This is a genomic window from Xanthomonas sp. DAR33341, from assembly GCF_003992815.1.
GTDB lineage: Bacteria > Pseudomonadota > Gammaproteobacteria > Xanthomonadales > Xanthomonadaceae > Xanthomonas > Xanthomonas cissicola.
Genome location: NZ_QEYV01000051.1, coordinates 1 through 17,482, shown reverse-complemented (window position 1 = coordinate 17,482; position 17,482 = coordinate 1). Strand labels below are relative to the sequence as shown.

Below are 17,482 nucleotides of genomic sequence, written 5' to 3'. Positions count from 1 at the left end.
CGTGACGGTGCAATACAACGACGGCTCGCGTGAACGCTTGCCGGTGCAATGGCCCACCTTGCAGCCTGCGCGTTACGCACAGCCTGGCGAGATCCAGCTCACCGGCACGGCGCAGGGGCGTGCACCTACCGGTCACGTGTCGGTGCCGCTGGTGATCCAGATCAAGGCGGCAGCGCCATGATGCGTACGTTCTCACGGTTGCCGGTGTTGGCCTGCGGGTTGTTGCTGGCCAGCGTTCTGGCCTGTGCCATGCAGCCGCCGCAGGGAACACGGCTGCACGCACCCGGCAACCCCATCCTCGCCGATGGCAGCGAATATTCCGCCGACCCTGCGCCGCTGGTGGCCGATGGCAAGCTGTACATCATTGCCGGCCGCGACACCCCGGCTCCCAATCTCAATGCGTTCGTCATGCCTGGCTGGCAACTGTTCGTCAGCAGCGATCCGGCCAGCGGCGACTGGACCCACTACCGCGATCTGCTGCGGCCCCGGCAGGTCTTTGCCTGGGCAGACAAGCGGTATGCCTACGCGTCCCAGATCGTGCAGGGCCCGGATGGGCGCTATTACCTGTATGCGCCGGTGCAGCAGCGCGATTCGCCCAATGCCGACCCATTCGCGATCGGCGTGGCGGTGGCCGACAGTCCGCTCGGCCCGTGGACCGATGCGCACCCGCAAGGTCCGGTGGTCTCGCAATCGGTGCCGGGCCGCAACGACATCCAGAACATCGATCCGACCGTGATGGTCGACGACGATGGGCGGGTGTATCTGTATTGGGGTACCTTCGGCGCGTTGTACGGCGTGGAGCTGCAGCGCGACATGGTCACTTTCAAGGGCGCGCCGGTCCTGGTGGACACGCTGGACGGTTATTTCGAAGCGCCCTGGCTGTTCAAGCGCAACGGCACCTACTACCTGGCGTATGCGGCCAACAATGCCGGACGTCTTTCGCCATGCACGCCCACGCTGTATCACGCCTGCATCGCCTACGCGAGCGCACCGACACCGCTGGGGCCGTGGACGTACCGCGGCATCGTGTTGCCGCCGGTGTCCTCCACCACCTCGCATCCGGGTATTGTCGAATTTCATCGGCAGTGGTATCTGGTGTATCACACCGCCGATGCGCAGGGCGGCGGGCATTTCCGCCGCAGCGTGGCGATCGACCGACTGGAATGGGACGACAGCACCCAACCGGCCAGCATCCGCACGGTGGTGCCGACGCGGCGTCCCACGCCTCCCGCGCCGCCCGTGCGCAATCAAGCGCCATCGGCCTACGCAACCGCGTCCAATGGCCCGGATATTCCGGTGCAGTACTGGATCGCCGCGCTCAACGATGGCGTCGTCAAGGCCAATCCATTGCCACCGGAGATGTGGGCCAGCTGGACGGACAACAATCCACCGCAGCAATGGCTGCAATACAGCTGGGCGCAACCGATCACCGTGGATCGCACGCGCATCGTGTTCTGGGCCGATCACCCGGCAGGCGCCGATGTCGGCGTGGCACCGCCAGCGCGTTGGCATCTGGAATACCGTCATGCTGGGCGATGGCAGCCCGTGCAGCCGCGCGATCGGTATGGCACGCGTCCCGACCACGACGAAGCGGTGTCGTTCGCGCCGGTGACGACACGTTGCGTACGTGTGGTCATGGACGCCTCTGGCGGTGCTGCCAGCTACGCCGCGCTGGCAGTACAGGAATGGGAAGTGCTGGCCCCCCAGCCACAACGCCTGCCATCTGCCACGGTCGCTGACAGCAAGCGGTGCGATGCGCCGTGACGCAGCTGACCAAGCGCTGCGTGCGGCAGTGGAACGATGGCGGACGGTGCGCAGGCGGTGGAGTGCACTGTTGGGGTCTGACGAAGTAGCTTCCGCGTACTGGCCGCGCGTGCCCTGCGAACGTGTCCTAGGTGTTTCAGTCGCGCTGATGCGCTTGACCCCGCATGGCCAGGTGAGGTTTCGCATTCGTACCGCAGGCGCGCCTGCTCTCCCTGGCGGCCTGCCGCACCGTCCTTGGTGTGTGTCTGTCGCTGCGGTTGCAGTCAGCGGCTCGGCCATCGTCCATCAACGCCATGCTGTCTTCTCAAACCTTCCGTGAGGTCACAGATGCCACACATCCCCGCCATGCGCTTACGCACCATCCCAATCTGGTGCGTGTCTCTTGCACTGGCGCACATCGTGCCGGTGGCGGCGGCGCCACTCCCCGCTCCCACGCCGGCGCAGTACACGCAGGCAATGGGCTTGTCCGATCACTATGCCTCGCTGGTGGACCGGCAGCCTACGGCGCCGGTGTGGGTGGATGCCGGGCATTTTCTCTATCGGCGTGGGGTGGCGCGCAGCAAGCAGCTGCCGGCGATCGAATACCGCCTGGTGGAGGCGGCCAGTGGCCGCAACACACTGGCCTTCGATCACGCGCGGCTGGCCGCAGCATTGACGCAGGCCGGTGCCAAGGCGGTCGACGCAGCGCGACTGCAGCTTGACGAGCCCACCCTGGAACAGCAGCGCCTGAGCTTCCAGTTGGCGAAGCTCGGCTGGCAGTGCGATCTGCTGCGCTATCGCTGCGCGCGTCTGCCCGAACGCGACCTGCCGGCCGAATCGATGGACATGCGCCTGCCGCTCAAGCAGGGCGAACGCCAGGCCATGTTATCGCCGGATGGCCGCTGGCGTGCCTGGGTGGAGCAGGGCAATCTGGTCATCGCGCCGGTCGGCAGTCACGAGCGCAGCGTGCTCAGCCACGATGGCAGCACGGATGATTACTACGCGCTCGACAGCGTGGTGTGGTCCCCGGATTCGCAGCATCTGGCTGCGTATCGGGTCAAGGCACCGCCGCCGCGCATGGTCTATTACATCGAGTCGGCGCCCGCCGGTCAGGTGCAGCCGAAGTTGCATCAGCAGGTCTATCCCAAGCCGGGCGATGTGCTGCCGATGATGCAGCCGGTCTTGTTCGACGTCGCCACGCACGCAGCCCATCCGGTGGCGATGACCTTGCTGCCCAATGCCTTTGCCTTGAGCGAGATGGTCTGGTGGAAGGACAGCCGCGGCTTCACCTTCGAATACAACGCACGCGGTCACCAGCTGTACCGGGTGATCGAAGTCGACGCGCGGACGGCCGCCGCGCGCACGCTGATCGAAGAGACATCGCCCACCTTCATCGAATACTCCGAGCTCAGTGGCGAGCATGAAAACGGCGGCAAGCACGCACGCCAGGACCTGGACGATGGCGCGCAGATCGTGTGGGCATCCGAGCGCGATGGCTGGGAGCACCTGTATCTGTACGACGGGCGCAGCGGCGAGGTGATCCGCTAGATCACGCTGGGCGACTGGGTGGTGCGCAAGCTCGATCGCATCGACGAAGCGGCAGGGCAGGTGTACTTCACCGCCTCGGGCATGCGGCCTGGCGAGGACCCGTACTATCGCCATGCCTATCGCATCGGCCTGGATGGCCGCGGGCTCACCGCCTTGACGCCGCTGGCTGCCGATCATGAGGTGCGCTATTCGCCGGATGGAAGGTGGCTACTGGATCTGTATTCGCGCGTGGATCTGGGCCCGGTGCTGGAGCTGCGGCGCAGCGCAGATGGCAGCCTGGCACGCACGGTGGAGCGCACCGACCTGAGCCGCCTGCTGGCCGCAGGATGGCAGGCGCCACTGCCGTTCCACACCACCGGGCGCGATGGCAGGACCGAGATCTGGGGCGTCATCCATCGCCCGCAGCAGCTCGATCCGCAGCAGCGCTACCGGGTCGTCGAAGACATCTATGCCGGCCCGCAGGGCTCGTTCGTCCCCAAGAGCTTTACCACCGCCACACCGTCGCTCACCGGGATGGGTTTTGCGGTGGCGTCCATCGATGGCATGGGCACTAACAACCGCTCGCGCGCCTTCCACGATGTGGCCTGGCGCAATCTCAAGGACGCCGGGTTGCCGGATCGTATCGCCTGGCACAAGGCCGCCGCGGCGCAGTACCCGTGGTACGACATCGACGGCGGTGTCGGTGTGTACGGTACCTCGGCGGGCGGGCAGAACGCGTTGGGGGCGCTACTGTTTCATCCGGAGTTCTATGTGGCGGGTGTGGCCAATTCAGGGTGTCACGACAACCGCATGGACAAGATCTGGTGGAACGAACAGTGGATGGGCTGGCCGGTCGGCCCGTGGTACGCCGCATCGTCGAACGTGGACAATGCCGCGCGCCTGCAGGGGCATCTGTTGCTGGTGACCGGCGACATGGACATGAATGTCGACCCGGCCAGCACCTTCCAGGTGGCCGATCGCCTGATCAAGGCCGGCAAGGACTTCGATCTGCTGGTCGTGCCGGGTGGCGATCACGGTGCCGGTGGCGACTACGGCAGGCGCCGCCTGCTGGATTTCTTCCTGCGCTGGATGCAGCAAGCGCCAACGCCGGAGTGGAATCGCACCGCAGCCGCGCCAGCCGCGCCGGCGCCGTGATGCACGTGCGCTGCGGGTGGCATCCGTCGCGAATCCTTGTCGGCTTCATCCGCACTGCAATCGCGCACAGCCGTGCGCATTGCGTGCGGGCTCGAGCGCGCTCATGCCGCCAGGCATGATCGTTCAGTTGCGAACCATGCTGTTTTCCGCATGCGCGTTCGCCAAATGCGACAAGACGTAGCGTCTGCGCACAGGCACATTGTGACCAACTGATGAAAACTGGAGCGCATAAGCGCATCCAGTGTGGAATGCACTACCTTCCTGCAACACGCGTTGCTGCGCGACTGTTCGGTCGCCTGCGTCGCATGTTGTCTGCGTGTCTGCAACACGACCGTTGCCAGCGGTTTCGCTGCAGCGTGCGTCTGCCACCTATGTCGCCCTGCGCCGCTGTACGCCGGCACGGGCAGGTATTGCCCACGGTTTGTCTTTCGTAACACTCAGGAGCCCTGCATGCCGATGTTGCCGTTGCCTCTCTCCCGCACGATCAGCGCCACCACGCGGCCGTTACCGAGCATGCTCACTACCGCGCTGTTGCTGGCGCTGTCGGCAGGTGCCGTTGCGCCGGTGTCTGCGCAGCAGGCTGCTGGTGGCGATGCGACGCAGACGCTGGACAGCGTGGTCGTCACCGGCTCGCGCCTGCGTCGCGTGGATACCGAAACCGCCAATCCGGTGGTCACCGTGAGCCAGGAACAGATCGCTGCCACCGGCAAGGCGACCGTGGGCGATCTGCTGCAGGAATTGCCATCCATCGCCGGCAATGCCACCAATCCCTATACCAACAACGGCGGCGGCACCGGCGCCTCGGCGATCTCGCTGCGCGGCCTGGGCGACAAGCGCACGTTGGTGCTGGTCAACGGCATCCGCCTGGCTTACAACGACGTCAACGCCATTCCTTCCAGCATGATCGAACGCATCGAGGTGCTCAGCGACGGCGCCTCTGCGGTGTACGGCTCCGATGCGATCGGCGGGGTGGTCAACTTCATCCTGCGCTCGCGCTTCGACGGCGTGCAGTTCAGCAGCGACTTCGGCACCAGCAGCGAAGGCGATGGCAACCGCCGCAACTTCACCTTGACCGCCGGCAGGACCTGGGAGCGCGGCAGCCTGATCGGCGGCCTGTCGTATCACAACATCGATGCCGTCTCGGCAGCGGCGCGCGATTACTCCAAGAACGCGCTCGCCCTGACCAATGGCCAACCGGTGAAGCAGGGCTCCTCCGCCACGCCCACCGGCTCGGTCAACTTCAATGATGGGTCGGATCAATCGCAGTTGCTTGCACAATCCAATGGCTGCGGGCGCGTCACCCTCAACAGCGGTGTCAGCGGCCGCGCCGGCCCGGGCGATTTCCATTGTTACAACGCCAGCGCAGACTCGTACAACTACCAGCCATTCAACCTGTTGCAGACCCCGCAAAAACGCACCAACGCTTTTTTGCTGGGCACGTACCGCTTCAGCGACAGCGTCGAGGGCTACGTCAACACCTGGTTCAGTAAAACCGAATCGGCATCGATCATTGCGCCGATTCCGATCTTCTCCAATGGCGACAACATCCTGGTGTCGGCGCAGAGTTACTACAACCCGTTCGGCGTCAATTTCGGCACCGATCGCAGCACCGGCACCTCCTACAACGACCTCAACACGCGCGCCACCGTGCTGGGCAATCGCCGCTATCAGTACAACACCTACAACTTCCAGATCAGCCCCGGCTTGCGCGGCCGCTTCGGCGACAGTTCCTGGCAGTGGGATGCCACCTTCAATTACGGCAAGGTCAAACAGAAGTCGATCAACAACGGCTTTCTCGACTATGCCGCGTTCAATCAAGCCATCGGCCCATCGTTCCTGGACAGCGACGGCACGGTCAAATGCGGCAGCGCAGGCGCAGCGATTGCCGGCTGCACGCCGTTGAATTTCTTCAACCTCAACGACAGCTCCAACCTGGACACGTTGCAGGGCATGGTGGTCAACCCCATCGTCACCAGCGTGTACACGGTCAAGCAATTCGAGGCCAATGCCAACGGCACGTTGTTCGCGTTGCCGGCCGGCGAGGCCAGCCTGGCGGCCGGCATGTCGTACCGCAAGGAACGCTCCACCACTGCCTCGGACCCGCTGTGGACCGGCGATGAAAACGGGCTGTGCGGCGTAATCGAATTCTGTTCTTCCACCTTGAGCGGCAGCTTCGATGTCAAGGAGGCCTATGCCGAAGCGCTGTTCCCGCTGCTCAAGGATCTGCCCGGCATCAATGCGCTGAACATCACCGTGGGCACGCGCTTTTCCGACTACAGCTCGGTGGGCAGCAAGACCAATAGCAAGCTGTCGCTGGAATACCGCCCCATCGAAAACCTGTTGTTGCGCGGCACCGTCTCGCAGGTATTTCGCGCACCCAACATCAACGAGCTGTATGCCGGCGTGGCCGGCGACGCGGCCACCGTCAACGACCCGTGCAACGGCTACACCGGCGGCAACACGGTGGCCTGTGCCAATGTGCCCACCGATGGCAGCTACCAGCAATCGGACGGGCAGGTGTCGGGCAAGGTCTCCGGCGCGGCAGTGGCGGGCTACCAGCTCAAGCCGGAAACCGGCAGGTCCTACGACGTCGGCTTCGTCTACGACCCGCAATGGATCGACGGCCTGTCGCTGAGCGCGGACTGGTGGCGTATCGACCTGGAAGACACCATCACCACGGTGTCGGCGCAGACGGTGCTGAATCAATGCTTCGCCAACTCGGCCAGCGCGTTCTGCGCATTGATCCATCGCAACGGCAACGGCACCATCAATTACATCGCCGAGCCCACCGTCAATCTGGGCAAGCTATGGGCCAAGGGCATGGACTTCAACCTGACCTACCGCTTGCCTGCAATGGCATGGGGCAATGTCACCGCCGGCCTCAACGGCACCTATCTCACCCGTTACGACGTGCTGCCAGACACCACCGACCCCAGCTCGGTCACCATCCACAACGTGGGCCGCTACACCCAGGCCTACGGCAATTTCCCGCGCTGGCGCGCACTGGGTACGGTCAGCTGGGCACTGGACGACTGGAGCGCCACCTGGCGCATCCGTTATGTGGGGCATACCGCCATCGGCAATTCGGATCCGGACCAGAGCCTGTCGGCCGATGCCAGCGAACCGACGGTGGTACGCAATATCGGCGCCTACGTCTACAACAATCTGCAGCTTGGCTACAACGTGGAGCCATGGCATACGCGCTTCGAAGTTGGTGTGGACAACATCGCCAACAAGCAGCCGCCGTTGTATTACTCCAACAACGTGGGAAATGCGAACACCGACGTGGCCACCTACGATCTGCTCGGCCGCTTCTATTGGGCACGTGCGACGGTGAAGTTCTGAGTGCGCCGTTGTTGCGGCGCTGCGCGGCCGGGTGCGATCGGTCGCGCAGATGCCATGCCACGGCTAGCGTTGCCAGGGGAGCTGCGATCACGTTGTCGCGACCACGCGCGCATGCGTGCGCGCTTTCAGGAGTTAAGGTGATCCCATGACGGAAACGCATGCACCCGAACCGACCTGCAACCACACGCCATCGGTGTCGCGGCGGCGCTTTCTGGCCTGGAGCAGCCTGGCAGTTGCTGCAGGCTTCCTACGCTTTCCGGCCCAGGCCAACGCTGCGCAACCGGGCAGCGTGCGCGCGGTGCCGCTTGCCCAGGTCCGGCTCACGCCATCGTTGTTCCTGGATGCGCTGCACACCAATCGGCGCTACCTGATGCGGCTGCAGCCGGACCGGCTGTTGCACAACTTCGTGCTGTACGCCGGCCTCGACCCGAAGGCGCCAGCCTATGGCGGTTGGGAAGCGGACACCATCGCCGGGCATACGCTCGGCCACTATCTCAGTGCGCTGGCACTGATGCACGCGCAAACCGGCGATACGCAATGCCGCACGCGCACCGGGTATCTGGTCAGCGAATTGGCGCGCTGCCAGGCGCATGCCGGCGATGGCTATGTGGCCGGCTTCACACGCAAGAACGCAGCCGGGCAGATCGAGAGCGGGCGCGCGGTCTTCGACGAGCTCAAGCGCGGCAAGATCGACCCGGCGCCGTTCTATCTCAACGGCAGCTGGGCGCCGCTGTACACCTGGCACAAATTGTTCGCCGGACTGCTCGACGTGCATGCGCATTGCGATAACGCGCAAGCGCTGCAGGTGGCGGTGGCTCTGGCCGGTTACCTGCAGGGCGTCTTCGCTGCGCTCGACGACGCACAATTGCAAAAGGTGCTGTCGTGCGAATTCGGCGGCCTCAACGAATCGTTCGTCGAACTGCATGTGCAAACCGGCGATGCGCAGTGGCTGGCACTGGCGCAGCGCCTGCATCATCACGCCGTGCTCGACCCGTTGATCGCCCAGCGCGACGAACTGGCGCACCAGCATTCCAATACCAATATCCCCAAACTGATCGGTTTGGCGCGCGAGTACGAAGTCACCGGCGATGCCGCATCGGGCGCCGCAGCGCGCTTCTTCTGGCACACCGTCGCCGACCACCACACCTATGTGATCGGCGGCAACGGCGACCGCGAATATTTTCAGCAGCCGGACAGCATCTCGAAATTCCTTACCGAACAGACTTGCGAGCATTGCGCCAGCTACAACATGCTCAAGCTCACCCGCCACCTGTATCAATGGGGCCCGCAGGCGGAGCTGTTCGATTACTACGAGCGCACGCTGCTCAACCATGTGATGGCACAGCAGCATCCACGCACCGGCATGTTTACCTACATGACGCCGCTGCTGGCCGGCGAAGCGCGTGGTTGGTCGTCGCCGTTCGACGATTTCTGGTGCTGCGTCGGCAGCGGCATGGAAGCGCACGCGCAGTTCGGCGATTCCATCTACTGGCAGGACGGGCAGGGCGTCTATGTCAACTTATACGTGCCCTCCACGGTGCGCGACGCCGCCGGGCTAAACATGACCTTGCACAGCGCCTTGCCGGAGCAGGGCAGCGCCTCGCTGCGCATCGATGGCGCGCCGCCAGCGCAACGCACGCTCGCACTGCGCGTGCCGGGTTGGGCGCAACAACCGCACCTGCAACTCAATGGCCAACCTGTCGATGGCAGCGCCAGCGATGGCTATCTACGCATCACGCGCGTCTGGCAGCCCGGCGATACCCTGAGCCTGTCGTTCGATATGCCGCTGCGCCTGGAATCCACCCCGGACGATCCCGCCTGGGTCTCGGTGCTGCGCGGCCCGCTGGTGCTCGCCGTGGATCTGGGAGATGCCGCCAAGCCGTGGTCGGGCAAGACCCCGGCATTGATCGGCGGCCAGGAAGTTCTGCAACGCCTGCAGCCAGCGCCGGGCAAGCCAGCCTTCGTTTACACCGATGGCGCGCAGCAGTGGCAGTTTTCGCCGTTCTACGCCCAGTTCGACCGCCGCAGCGCGGTCTACCTGGAACACCGCGACGCCGCCGCATGGCAACAACGCCAGGCCGAACAGGCGGCAGCAGAGGCGAAGCAAGACGCACTCGACACCCGCGCACTCGATCGCATCGCGTTGGGCGATGAAGCCTCCGAAAAGGCGCATGCACTGCAGGGGGAAAATTCCAACCCGCTCAGCTACCGCCGCCGGCCCGGCCGCGACGTGCGTACCGGCGGCTTCATGGCCTTCACCCTGCGCAATACCGCCCAGGCCCGCATCCTGCGCCTGCGCTACTGGGGCGACGAAACCCGCCGCCGCTTCCGCATCCTCGCCGACGGCGAACTCATCGCCAACGAACGCCTGGACGGCAACCGCGGCCTGGATTTCGTCGATGTGGATTACGTTTTGCCGGCAGCAGTGGCCGGCCGCGCCACCTTGAAGATTCGTATCGAACCGGAGAAAGGCTACTCGGCCGGGCCTGCGTTTGGGTGTTGGGTGTTGGAGTCGGCGTGAATGCCGAAGTCAGCGCGCTGTCGATCTTGCTGCAACGTGTCTTGTAGAGGGGGGAAGGTCTACTACCAGACGGCAAAGCCAAAGCGCACAGCAATTTCGCATGAACCTTCTGGCGCGCAAAACAAAGCCCCTCTCCCCTCGGGAGAGGGGTTGGGGTGAGGGTACGGGGCGAAGCCTAGCGGCGTTCCAGTCGCACAGAGACTCGCCTTTCAGCTTCACCGTATGGAATCTTCCGCCACCGTCACCACCAGTTCGCCATTACGCGCAGTGATCTGCAGCTTGCACCCAACCGCAAACCCCAACTGCTCCAGCCACAGCCCGCGCATGCGCAAGCTGGGAATCCGCTGGCTGTGCGGCCGGCCCGGCGCTGCATCGTAGAACGCATAGCCCACCGTGCAGCGCGTGGGTGTGCGCGCTTTGCGCGGTGGCCGCGGCGGCAGATCGTCCACGGGAGGCCTGTGGCGACGGTCGAAGGCGAGGTTGTCCACATCGAACGTGGGTGACGGCACCAGCCGCATGGGCTGCGTGTCCTTTACCGGCGTAGCTGCTCGCTTGGCGGAAGCGGCGCGCTTGGTATTTGATTTGGACCGCTTGGCGGTTGGAGACTGCGCCCGGCTCATCGCCTCACCTCCGCCAGCATCACGGGGCGACGACGCCCACCAACCTGCAATACCGATGCATCTGTCATGACAACGCCTCCTTCGAAGAACAGGCACCGTCGCCGGCCGGCGACGGAATGTCGGGAGGTTAGAAACCGCTCATAGCCGGCGGGCGTATTCCTCCCGAAGGAGTGTTGTATTAGCCGCCCTCCCGACGCAGGCATCGCGTCGGCTTGCGCCTGCAAGCAGGCACAAAAAACCCACCGTTTTGACGGAGGTGGGTGCCGCTATGAGAGGAGTTTCTACGCTCCTTGAGGCGGAGGTTGCCATCGAAATGATAGGTGTGTCAACTAGAGCTGGATTCTTATAGGTGAGTGATTTCCAAGAACGGAGAATTGGTTCCAATTGCATATGAATTTATTATTCAATCAGACTGAATCTACATAGATTTGTAGGAATTAAAAAACGCTTTTCGCCCGAAACGTCTACTGCGCGAACAAATTCGTAATTTATTAAGCTGTAATGATTCCAGTCGAAAAAATCATAAAACCTAAGTTCAAGCGATTTACCTAGGTCTGCTGGGTTTAGCTCGTCCCAGCGGGTGTTCCCTTCGTCAGAAAAGGCCGATTTATATGCTGGACCTTCACTGGGATCTTCTATTAAGTGAACTGCTAAGCAATCAATTGCTTTCGTCCTATATTTATCTGCGGCGTCCTCCATATCACTGAGTACTAAGCATCTCAAAAGCTCCCTCTCAATAATTTCGAAAGATTGCTCAACGTCTAGTTGCAGGATATTTTCACCTGGCATTAGGTAGTTGTTCCAATTATGGCAGGCGGCTTTGCGGAAAGTTTCCATTCTTGAGGTAACATCTTTCACAGTCAAAATCCTTGGAGTCCACCGCTTGGGCGATCTGGGTAGCACATGCAGGTTCGAGGGTCTTGATTGTAATTTATGACGTGCCAGTATCCATTGTTGTGACCATGGCCGGGCTTATTAACAAACCATCTTGCGCCTTTGGGGCAGGGCATGCAGTTGCCATCACAATCCCGTCCCGGGTTAACCGGAGGTAGTACTACTTGATCACTCTTACCCCGTGACTCCTGGGTAATGGGCATCGCCACGTTATGTGTATCGCCCGGCATGCTCATGACGGCGGCGACAGCCACTGCCGCGCCGATAGCTGCACCCACGCCGCAACCGACTGGTCCTGCCCATGCGCCGATAAAACAGCCTACTGCAGGGTTTAAGCCATTTGGGTCAAAGTAAATGAGTGGCGATGCATAAGAATATCCATAGGTCGCTAACCCGCCGATTTGACCAACCGGATCACTTTGCCCATACCGCCCAGTAGCTGCTTCATAGTCCCTGAAGTAGTTCTGATTCAACCCACTCCCTGCATCAAACCGCTGCCCCGGGAAGCGCATATCCAACACCAGTGCCGCACCATCGGCGTCAGCATCCTGATTCGGTGCGGTGTTGCCGAAGGCTTCGCCCTTCAAGCTCCACGTCCACACCGCCACATCGCGGGTTGGGTCGATCACCGCGCGCGGGCTGCCCAGGTGGTCGGGTTCGATGTAGTGCAGCGAGTTGGCGTTGGCCAGCAGGCCGACCGGTAGGTCGTCCAGCCAGATCGCTTGCTGCTTGGGCGCGCCGTTGCTGTCGTAGTCTCCCAGCCAGTGGCCGGCTTCATCGTAGAGCGTATAGGTGTTGGTGGTGCCGAGGAAGCGGCGCACCTGTTCGCCTTTACCGTTGTAGCGGTAGTTCATGGTCACCGCGCCGGCGCGGCGGGCCTGGGCCATGCGGCCGGTGGTGTCGTAGGTGTATTGGCGGGCGATGCCGCCGATGGCGGTGGTGTTGCCGGTGGCATCGTAACTGCGGGCGACGCCTGCCACGGCACTGAGACGATGGCTGTCGGTGGGGTAGGTGTAGGCCTGCGTGGCCGTGCCGACCTTGGCGCTGAGGCGGTTGCCGGTGGCGTCAACGCTGTAGCCGTCGATCAGCGTGCCGGTGCGGCCGTCCTTGAGCGCTGTGAGGCGGCCCAGGGTGTCGTAGCCCAGGCCGATCTCCGGCGTGGGATTGCCTGCGGGCGTCAGCGCGGTGAGGTTGCCGGCCGGGTCGAAGCCGAAGCCCACGTCCAGCCCGCCCGGGCGGGTGTCCTGGATGGCCTGCGGGCGGTAGTCCAGATCGTACTGGCCGGCGAGGGTGCGGCCATTGTCGTAGGTCCAACCGGCAGCGGGGCCGAACGGGTAGTAGGTCGCATTGCCCAGCATTAGCTGACGGCTGCCGCCGGCAGGGATCACGTCGACCTTTGTGATCTGGCCCTGGGCGTTGTGCACGTAATCGACGAGGGCCCTGTCCGGAAAGAACTTATTCATACCCCTTAAAGCTTATGATTTCCGAGTTCTTTTTGCTTAGCGTGTATTCTCCGCCGCCACCTATAATTCCTAAGCGCTTATCCACTAAAAAAACGACTATTATTTTTGAGGGTGTTTTGGCAATTCCCATCGAATAAGAGTCGAGGTTTCGCAGCGGCGAGTAATCGCCGCTGGGTGGGTACATTTCTATTATTCGATTTTGAAAATCTTTGCTCGCTACTTCAATCGCTTTAATGGTTTTTGCATCATTGGGTTCGTCGCCAGAAACGCCGGCTAAGAATAAAGATAAAAATAGCATGAAGAATTTGAATTTCATAATTGCCATCCTAATGCATTGCTGAGAAATTCCAGGAGCTTATTGTTGTTGCCGTCACATCCACAGCCAGAGCTCGAAATCGCGTCAGGGAGATCACTGTAAGGCGAGCCTGAAGTGGAAAATCTCAATAACTTGCCCGAGGGTGTTCCTAAGTAGGCGGCATCTCCATAGGGTACTCTTGTGTCAGCCTTTGAGAACGCTTCCCCCACATAGCCGGGAGTTACATCTCCGTGCGTGTGGTACGCGCCAGTTGCTCCATCTGGCCGCGGGCCAGGATTCACTGAAGAGGTCAGCCCGCGACGTGGCGCTGTGTAACTGTAGTACCCGTTCGATTTTTGATATACCCAGCCGCCGTATTCCAAGTCTTCCTTTATCGACGTCGGCAGGATGTCTTTAAGCGCCTGAGCTGCTGCCAAATTTTCTGTCCTGTAACAATCACCCGGAAGCAGGCCAAGTTTGTCCGACCAACGGAATGGGCTTGATCGGCCATATACGTAGGTGCCGATCCCTCCGCGAAATCCAATCGGATCACTCTGCCCATACCGCCCGGTAGCCGCTTCATAGTCCCGGAAGTAGTTCTGATTCAACCCACTCGCCGCATCAAACCGCTGCCCCGGGAAGCGCATATCCAACACCAGCGCCGCACCATCGCCATCCGGATCCTGATTCGGCGCGGTGTTGCCGAAGGCTTCGCCCTTCAGGCTCCATGTCCATACCGCCACATCTCGCGTTGGGTCGATCACCACGCGCGGGCTGCCCAGGTGATCGGGTTCGATGTAGTGCAGTTTGTTTGCGTTGGCCAGCAGACCGACTGGTAGGTCATCTAGCCAGATCGCTTGCTGCTTGGGCGCGCCGTTGCTGTCGTAGTCGCCTAGCCGGTGGCCGGCTTCATCAAAGAGCGTGTAGGTGTTGGTGGTGCCGAGGAAGCGGCGCACCTGTTCGCCTTTACCGTTGTAGCGGTAGTTCATGGTCACCGCGCCAGCGCGGCGGGCCTGGGCCATGCGGCCGCTGGTGTCGTAGGTGTATTGGCGGACGGTGCCGCCGATGGCGATGGTGTTGCCGGTGGCATCATAGGTCCGAGCGACACCGGCGACGGCGCTGAGGCGGTGGCTGTCGGTCGGGTAGCTATAGACCTGCGTGGTGGTGCCGACCTTGGCGCTGAGGCGGTTGCCGGTGGCATCAGCGCTGTAGCCGTCGATCAGCGTGCCGGTGGTGCCGTCCTTGAAGCCGGTGAGGCGGCCCAGCGTGTCGTAGCCCAGGCCAATCTCCGGCGTGGAATTACCAGCGGGCGTCAGCGCGGTGAGGTTGCCAACCGGGTCGAAGCCGAAGCCCACGTCTAGCCCACCCGGGCGGGTGTCCTGGATTGCTTGCGGGCGCTGGTCAGGATGATGCTGGCAGATGAATGTGATGCTCATGACCCTTTTAAAATCACCAGTAGTTGGTTAATGGGTCCGATATGTTTTTAATAATTTTATTAATCGCTATCTATGCCGAGCTCTCGCCTCAAAGATGGATTGTCAATGCAAATTGATTTTCCAAGAGATTCGGAAACTGTATCAAATGACTTCCAGGGGTCGCCACTGATAGATTCAGGAACTTTTATTTCAGTATAGAAGTCAGTTCTTCCGTTATTCAGTAGCCTATCAATTCTGAGGAAAGACTCGTCATTTCTTGATACGAAATAGACAATGTGTCGATATTCTTCGAACATAATTTTCCTTTATTGTGGCCAGCCATGAAAGGGGGGCTCGGGACGATTATTTAAACATGCATTTAAACGTTCTTCTGCTGAGCCGTAGCACCGGGCTGCGCTTCCTTTCTGAATGCGCCCAGCTCTCTCTGCTCGCCCAAGTGCTCTGCAGGTTGCCAGTTCGGCCTTGTATCGCTGATTACAGAAATCGGCGTTTTCAGGGCATAGTGCGTTTGCGATACTCAACGACTGATCGAGTAAAGAGAATCCGGGCGCTATTTTAGAGATCTGATAAATTCCGCTCAAAATTCCTACGGCAGTTGGCTCTGGTAGACGAGGTCCGCCAGCGTCTTCCATGCCATTTTCTGCTTGCCCTAGCCCTGGTGTCACAACGGGTAGAGGGATCGGGAGAGGAATAGCTTGTAGTCCGCTAGGATCTACATTGCTTAGTGGGTTGGAACTACCGTAAGCGTAAGAATTTAGCCCGCCTCCTAACCCAATCGGATCACTCTCCCCATATCGCCCGATAGCAGCCTCATAGTCTCGGAAGTAGTTCTGATTTAACCCACTCGCCGCATCGAAGCGCTGCCCCGGAAACCGCATATCCAACACCAGCGCCGCACCATCCCCATCAGGATCTTGGTTCGGCGCGGTGTTGCCGAAGGCTTCGCCCTTCAGGCTCCACGTCCACACTGCGACATCGCGGGTGGGGTCGATCACCACGCGCGGGCTGCCCAGGTGATCGGGTTCGATGTAGTGCAGTTTGCTTGCGTTGGCCAGCAGACCGACTGGTAGGTCATCTAGCCAGATCGCTTGCTGCTTGGGCGCGCCGTCGCTGTCGTAGTCGGCTAGCCAGTGGCCGGCTTCATCAAATATCGTGTAGGTGTTGGTGGTGCCGAGGAAGCGGCGCACCTGCTCGCCGCGGCCGTTGTAGCGGTAGTTCATGGTAATCGCCGACGCAATGGCCCTATGTGTGGGCGTCATTGGTCAAAGGTAGCGGGGGGCTGAGTATCTAAAGCTAACTCGTGAACCTTTAAATTTTTTCTGTATTTCTCAAATTCAGCAGGCGTGATTATTTTATTTTCGAGTTCTATTTGAATTATTTCGTATAAAAAAAATATTAATCTAATGTCCTTGCATTCATGATCTAAATATAGTTCAATTATGCAATTTTCAATTGATGGGAAGATTTCGCCTTTCAGGAAGGTCCCAGTAATTCCTGCTTTAATATTTGCTCCGCTTGCGGCCACGACTGCAGTCGCAAATGAATTGGGATCACTAAATCCTAGTTGCAAAATCCCATCTTTATTTCTTATTTTAAATAGTTTCAAATCTGGCGATAGTTTAGTTGCTATCATTTTAACTTCGTCAAGTAAGTTATTAGCGGCCACGGTTATTTCCCCATATTTCACTAATCACTGGTCCGCCGCCGGTATTTGTGCAGCATCTGCAAGAAAATATAGACCCCATGTACGCGCCATTTAGGAATACCGTCTGATGTACCCCCTTCATTGAGCATATTCCACCCATTGCAGGTGTGGCAGGTCTAGCTCTGCTACCTCTCGGAAAGTCAAGGAGTGAGTGGGCAGATGATGCATACGGATAGTAGCGTGACATTTCCGAGCATTCGTCGTACTCAGGATAAATGTCCGAGCACGTCTTACATTTCTCTTGTGTGTCGGGTTTGGGAAGAGCGATGCTTCCTGTTTTAGGAGTTGTCGTAATGGCGCCCATTGCGAAAATCGCTGCACATTCTACCGGGTGCTGCCTGCACCACGTATCAACTGTTGTTTGTAGTCCTAGCGGATCTGTCGAGTTAAGAGGAGATCCGTAAACATAGCCATAAGTTGAAACTCCACCCCCTAAGCCAATCGGATCACTTTGCCCATACCGACCCGCAGCCGGATCGTAGTCCCGGAAGTAGTTCTGATTCAAACCACTCGCCACATCAAACCGCTGCCCTGGAAACCGCATATCCAGCACCAGCGCCGCGCCATCGCCATCCGGATCCTGATTCGGCGCGGTGTTGCCGAAGGCTTCGCCCTTCAGGCTCCACGTCCATACAGCCACATCGCGGGTTGGGTCGATCACTACGCGCGGACTGCCCAGGTGGTCGGGTTCGATGTAGTGCAGCGAGTTGGCGTTGGCCAGCAGGCCGACCGGTAGGTCGTCCAGCCAGATCGCTTGCTGCTTGGGCGCGCCGTTGCT

General features: G+C 60.8%; 8 protein-coding genes and 4 pseudogenes. 4 read left to right on the top strand and 8 right to left on the bottom strand.

The window, feature by feature from the left end:
• Nucleotides 1-48: 48 nt before the first annotated feature.
• From EO156_RS23650 to EO156_RS23635, 4 genes and pseudogenes are all read left to right on the top strand, one after another.
• Nucleotides 49-1,764, top strand: coding sequence for a family 43 glycosylhydrolase (locus EO156_RS23650; RefSeq protein ID WP_241239511.1), 1,716 nt, complete (start codon nucleotides 49-51; stop codon nucleotides 1,762-1,764).
• A 345-nt stretch (nucleotides 1,765-2,109) separates the two neighbouring features.
• A pseudogene (locus tag EO156_RS23645) lies at nucleotides 2,110-4,425 on the top strand (DPP IV N-terminal domain-containing protein).
• Nucleotides 4,426-4,875: 450 nt separating this feature from the next.
• A complete protein-coding gene (locus EO156_RS23640; RefSeq protein WP_016850071.1) occupies nucleotides 4,876-7,770 on the top strand; it encodes a TonB-dependent receptor in 2,895 nt (964 codons plus the stop codon).
• Nucleotides 7,771-7,915: 145 nt separating this feature from the next.
• Nucleotides 7,916-10,291 (top strand): glycoside hydrolase family 127 protein, encoded by a 2,376-nt coding sequence (locus EO156_RS23635; protein ID WP_016850072.1) that lies wholly within the window; start codon nucleotides 7,916-7,918, stop codon nucleotides 10,289-10,291.
• Nucleotides 10,292-10,506: 215 nt separating this feature from the next.
• Here EO156_RS23635 and EO156_RS23630 read toward each other — a convergent pair whose 3' ends face one another.
• From EO156_RS23630 to EO156_RS24540, 8 genes and pseudogenes are all read right to left on the bottom strand, one after another.
• Nucleotides 10,507-10,911 carry a SymE family type I addiction module toxin gene (locus EO156_RS23630; RefSeq protein ID WP_033482782.1) on the bottom strand — a complete coding sequence of 135 codons (405 nt, stop codon included), beginning with the start codon at nucleotides 10,909-10,911 and terminating at the stop codon, nucleotides 10,507-10,509.
• A gap of 399 nt (nucleotides 10,912-11,310) precedes the next feature.
• On the bottom strand, nucleotides 11,311-11,769 hold the full coding sequence (locus EO156_RS23620; protein WP_124632080.1) for a hypothetical protein: 459 nt from the start codon (nucleotides 11,767-11,769) through the stop codon (nucleotides 11,311-11,313).
• Between the two features lie 368 nt (nucleotides 11,770-12,137).
• Nucleotides 12,138-13,256: pseudogene (locus EO156_RS23615) on the bottom strand (RHS repeat-associated core domain-containing protein); the annotation flags it as partial.
• A 4-nt stretch (nucleotides 13,257-13,260) separates the two neighbouring features.
• Nucleotides 13,261-13,584, bottom strand: a complete 324-nt coding sequence (locus EO156_RS23610; protein ID WP_078585801.1) for a hypothetical protein — start codon at nucleotides 13,582-13,584, stop codon at nucleotides 13,261-13,263.
• Nucleotides 13,581-14,960: pseudogene (locus tag EO156_RS23605) on the bottom strand (DUF4329 domain-containing protein); the annotation flags it as partial. The gene EO156_RS23610 and the pseudogene EO156_RS23605, both read right to left, overlap by 4 nt.
• Nucleotides 14,961-15,304: 344 nt before the next feature.
• A pseudogene (locus EO156_RS24545) lies at nucleotides 15,305-16,228 on the bottom strand (RHS repeat-associated core domain-containing protein); the annotation flags it as partial.
• Between the two features lie 26 nt (nucleotides 16,229-16,254).
• Nucleotides 16,255-16,665, bottom strand: coding sequence for a hypothetical protein (locus EO156_RS23595; RefSeq protein WP_124632079.1), 411 nt, complete (start codon nucleotides 16,663-16,665; stop codon nucleotides 16,255-16,257).
• On the bottom strand, nucleotides 16,655-17,482 hold an 828-nt coding region (locus tag EO156_RS24540), incomplete at its 5' end, for an RHS repeat-associated core domain-containing protein (RefSeq protein WP_241239510.1). The genes EO156_RS24540 and EO156_RS23595, both read right to left, overlap by 11 nt.

Excerpts from the sequence above, each read along its gene's own strand:
- EO156_RS23635 (WP_016850072.1), top strand. The coding sequence starts at position 7,916 with ATGACGGAAACGCATGCACCCGAACCGACCTGCAACCACACGCCATCG.
- EO156_RS23640 (WP_016850071.1), top strand. The coding sequence starts at position 4,876 with ATGCCGATGTTGCCGTTGCCTCTCTCCCGCACGATCAGCGCCACCACG.
- EO156_RS23650 (WP_241239511.1), top strand. The coding sequence starts at position 49 with ATGGCCCACCTTGCAGCCTGCGCGTTACGCACAGCCTGGCGAGATCCA.
- EO156_RS23630 (WP_033482782.1), bottom strand. The coding sequence starts at position 10,911 with ATGAGCCGGGCGCAGTCTCCAACCGCCAAGCGGTCCAAATCAAATACC.
- EO156_RS23610 (WP_078585801.1), bottom strand. The coding sequence starts at position 13,584 with ATGAAATTCAAATTCTTCATGCTATTTTTATCTTTATTCTTAGCCGGC.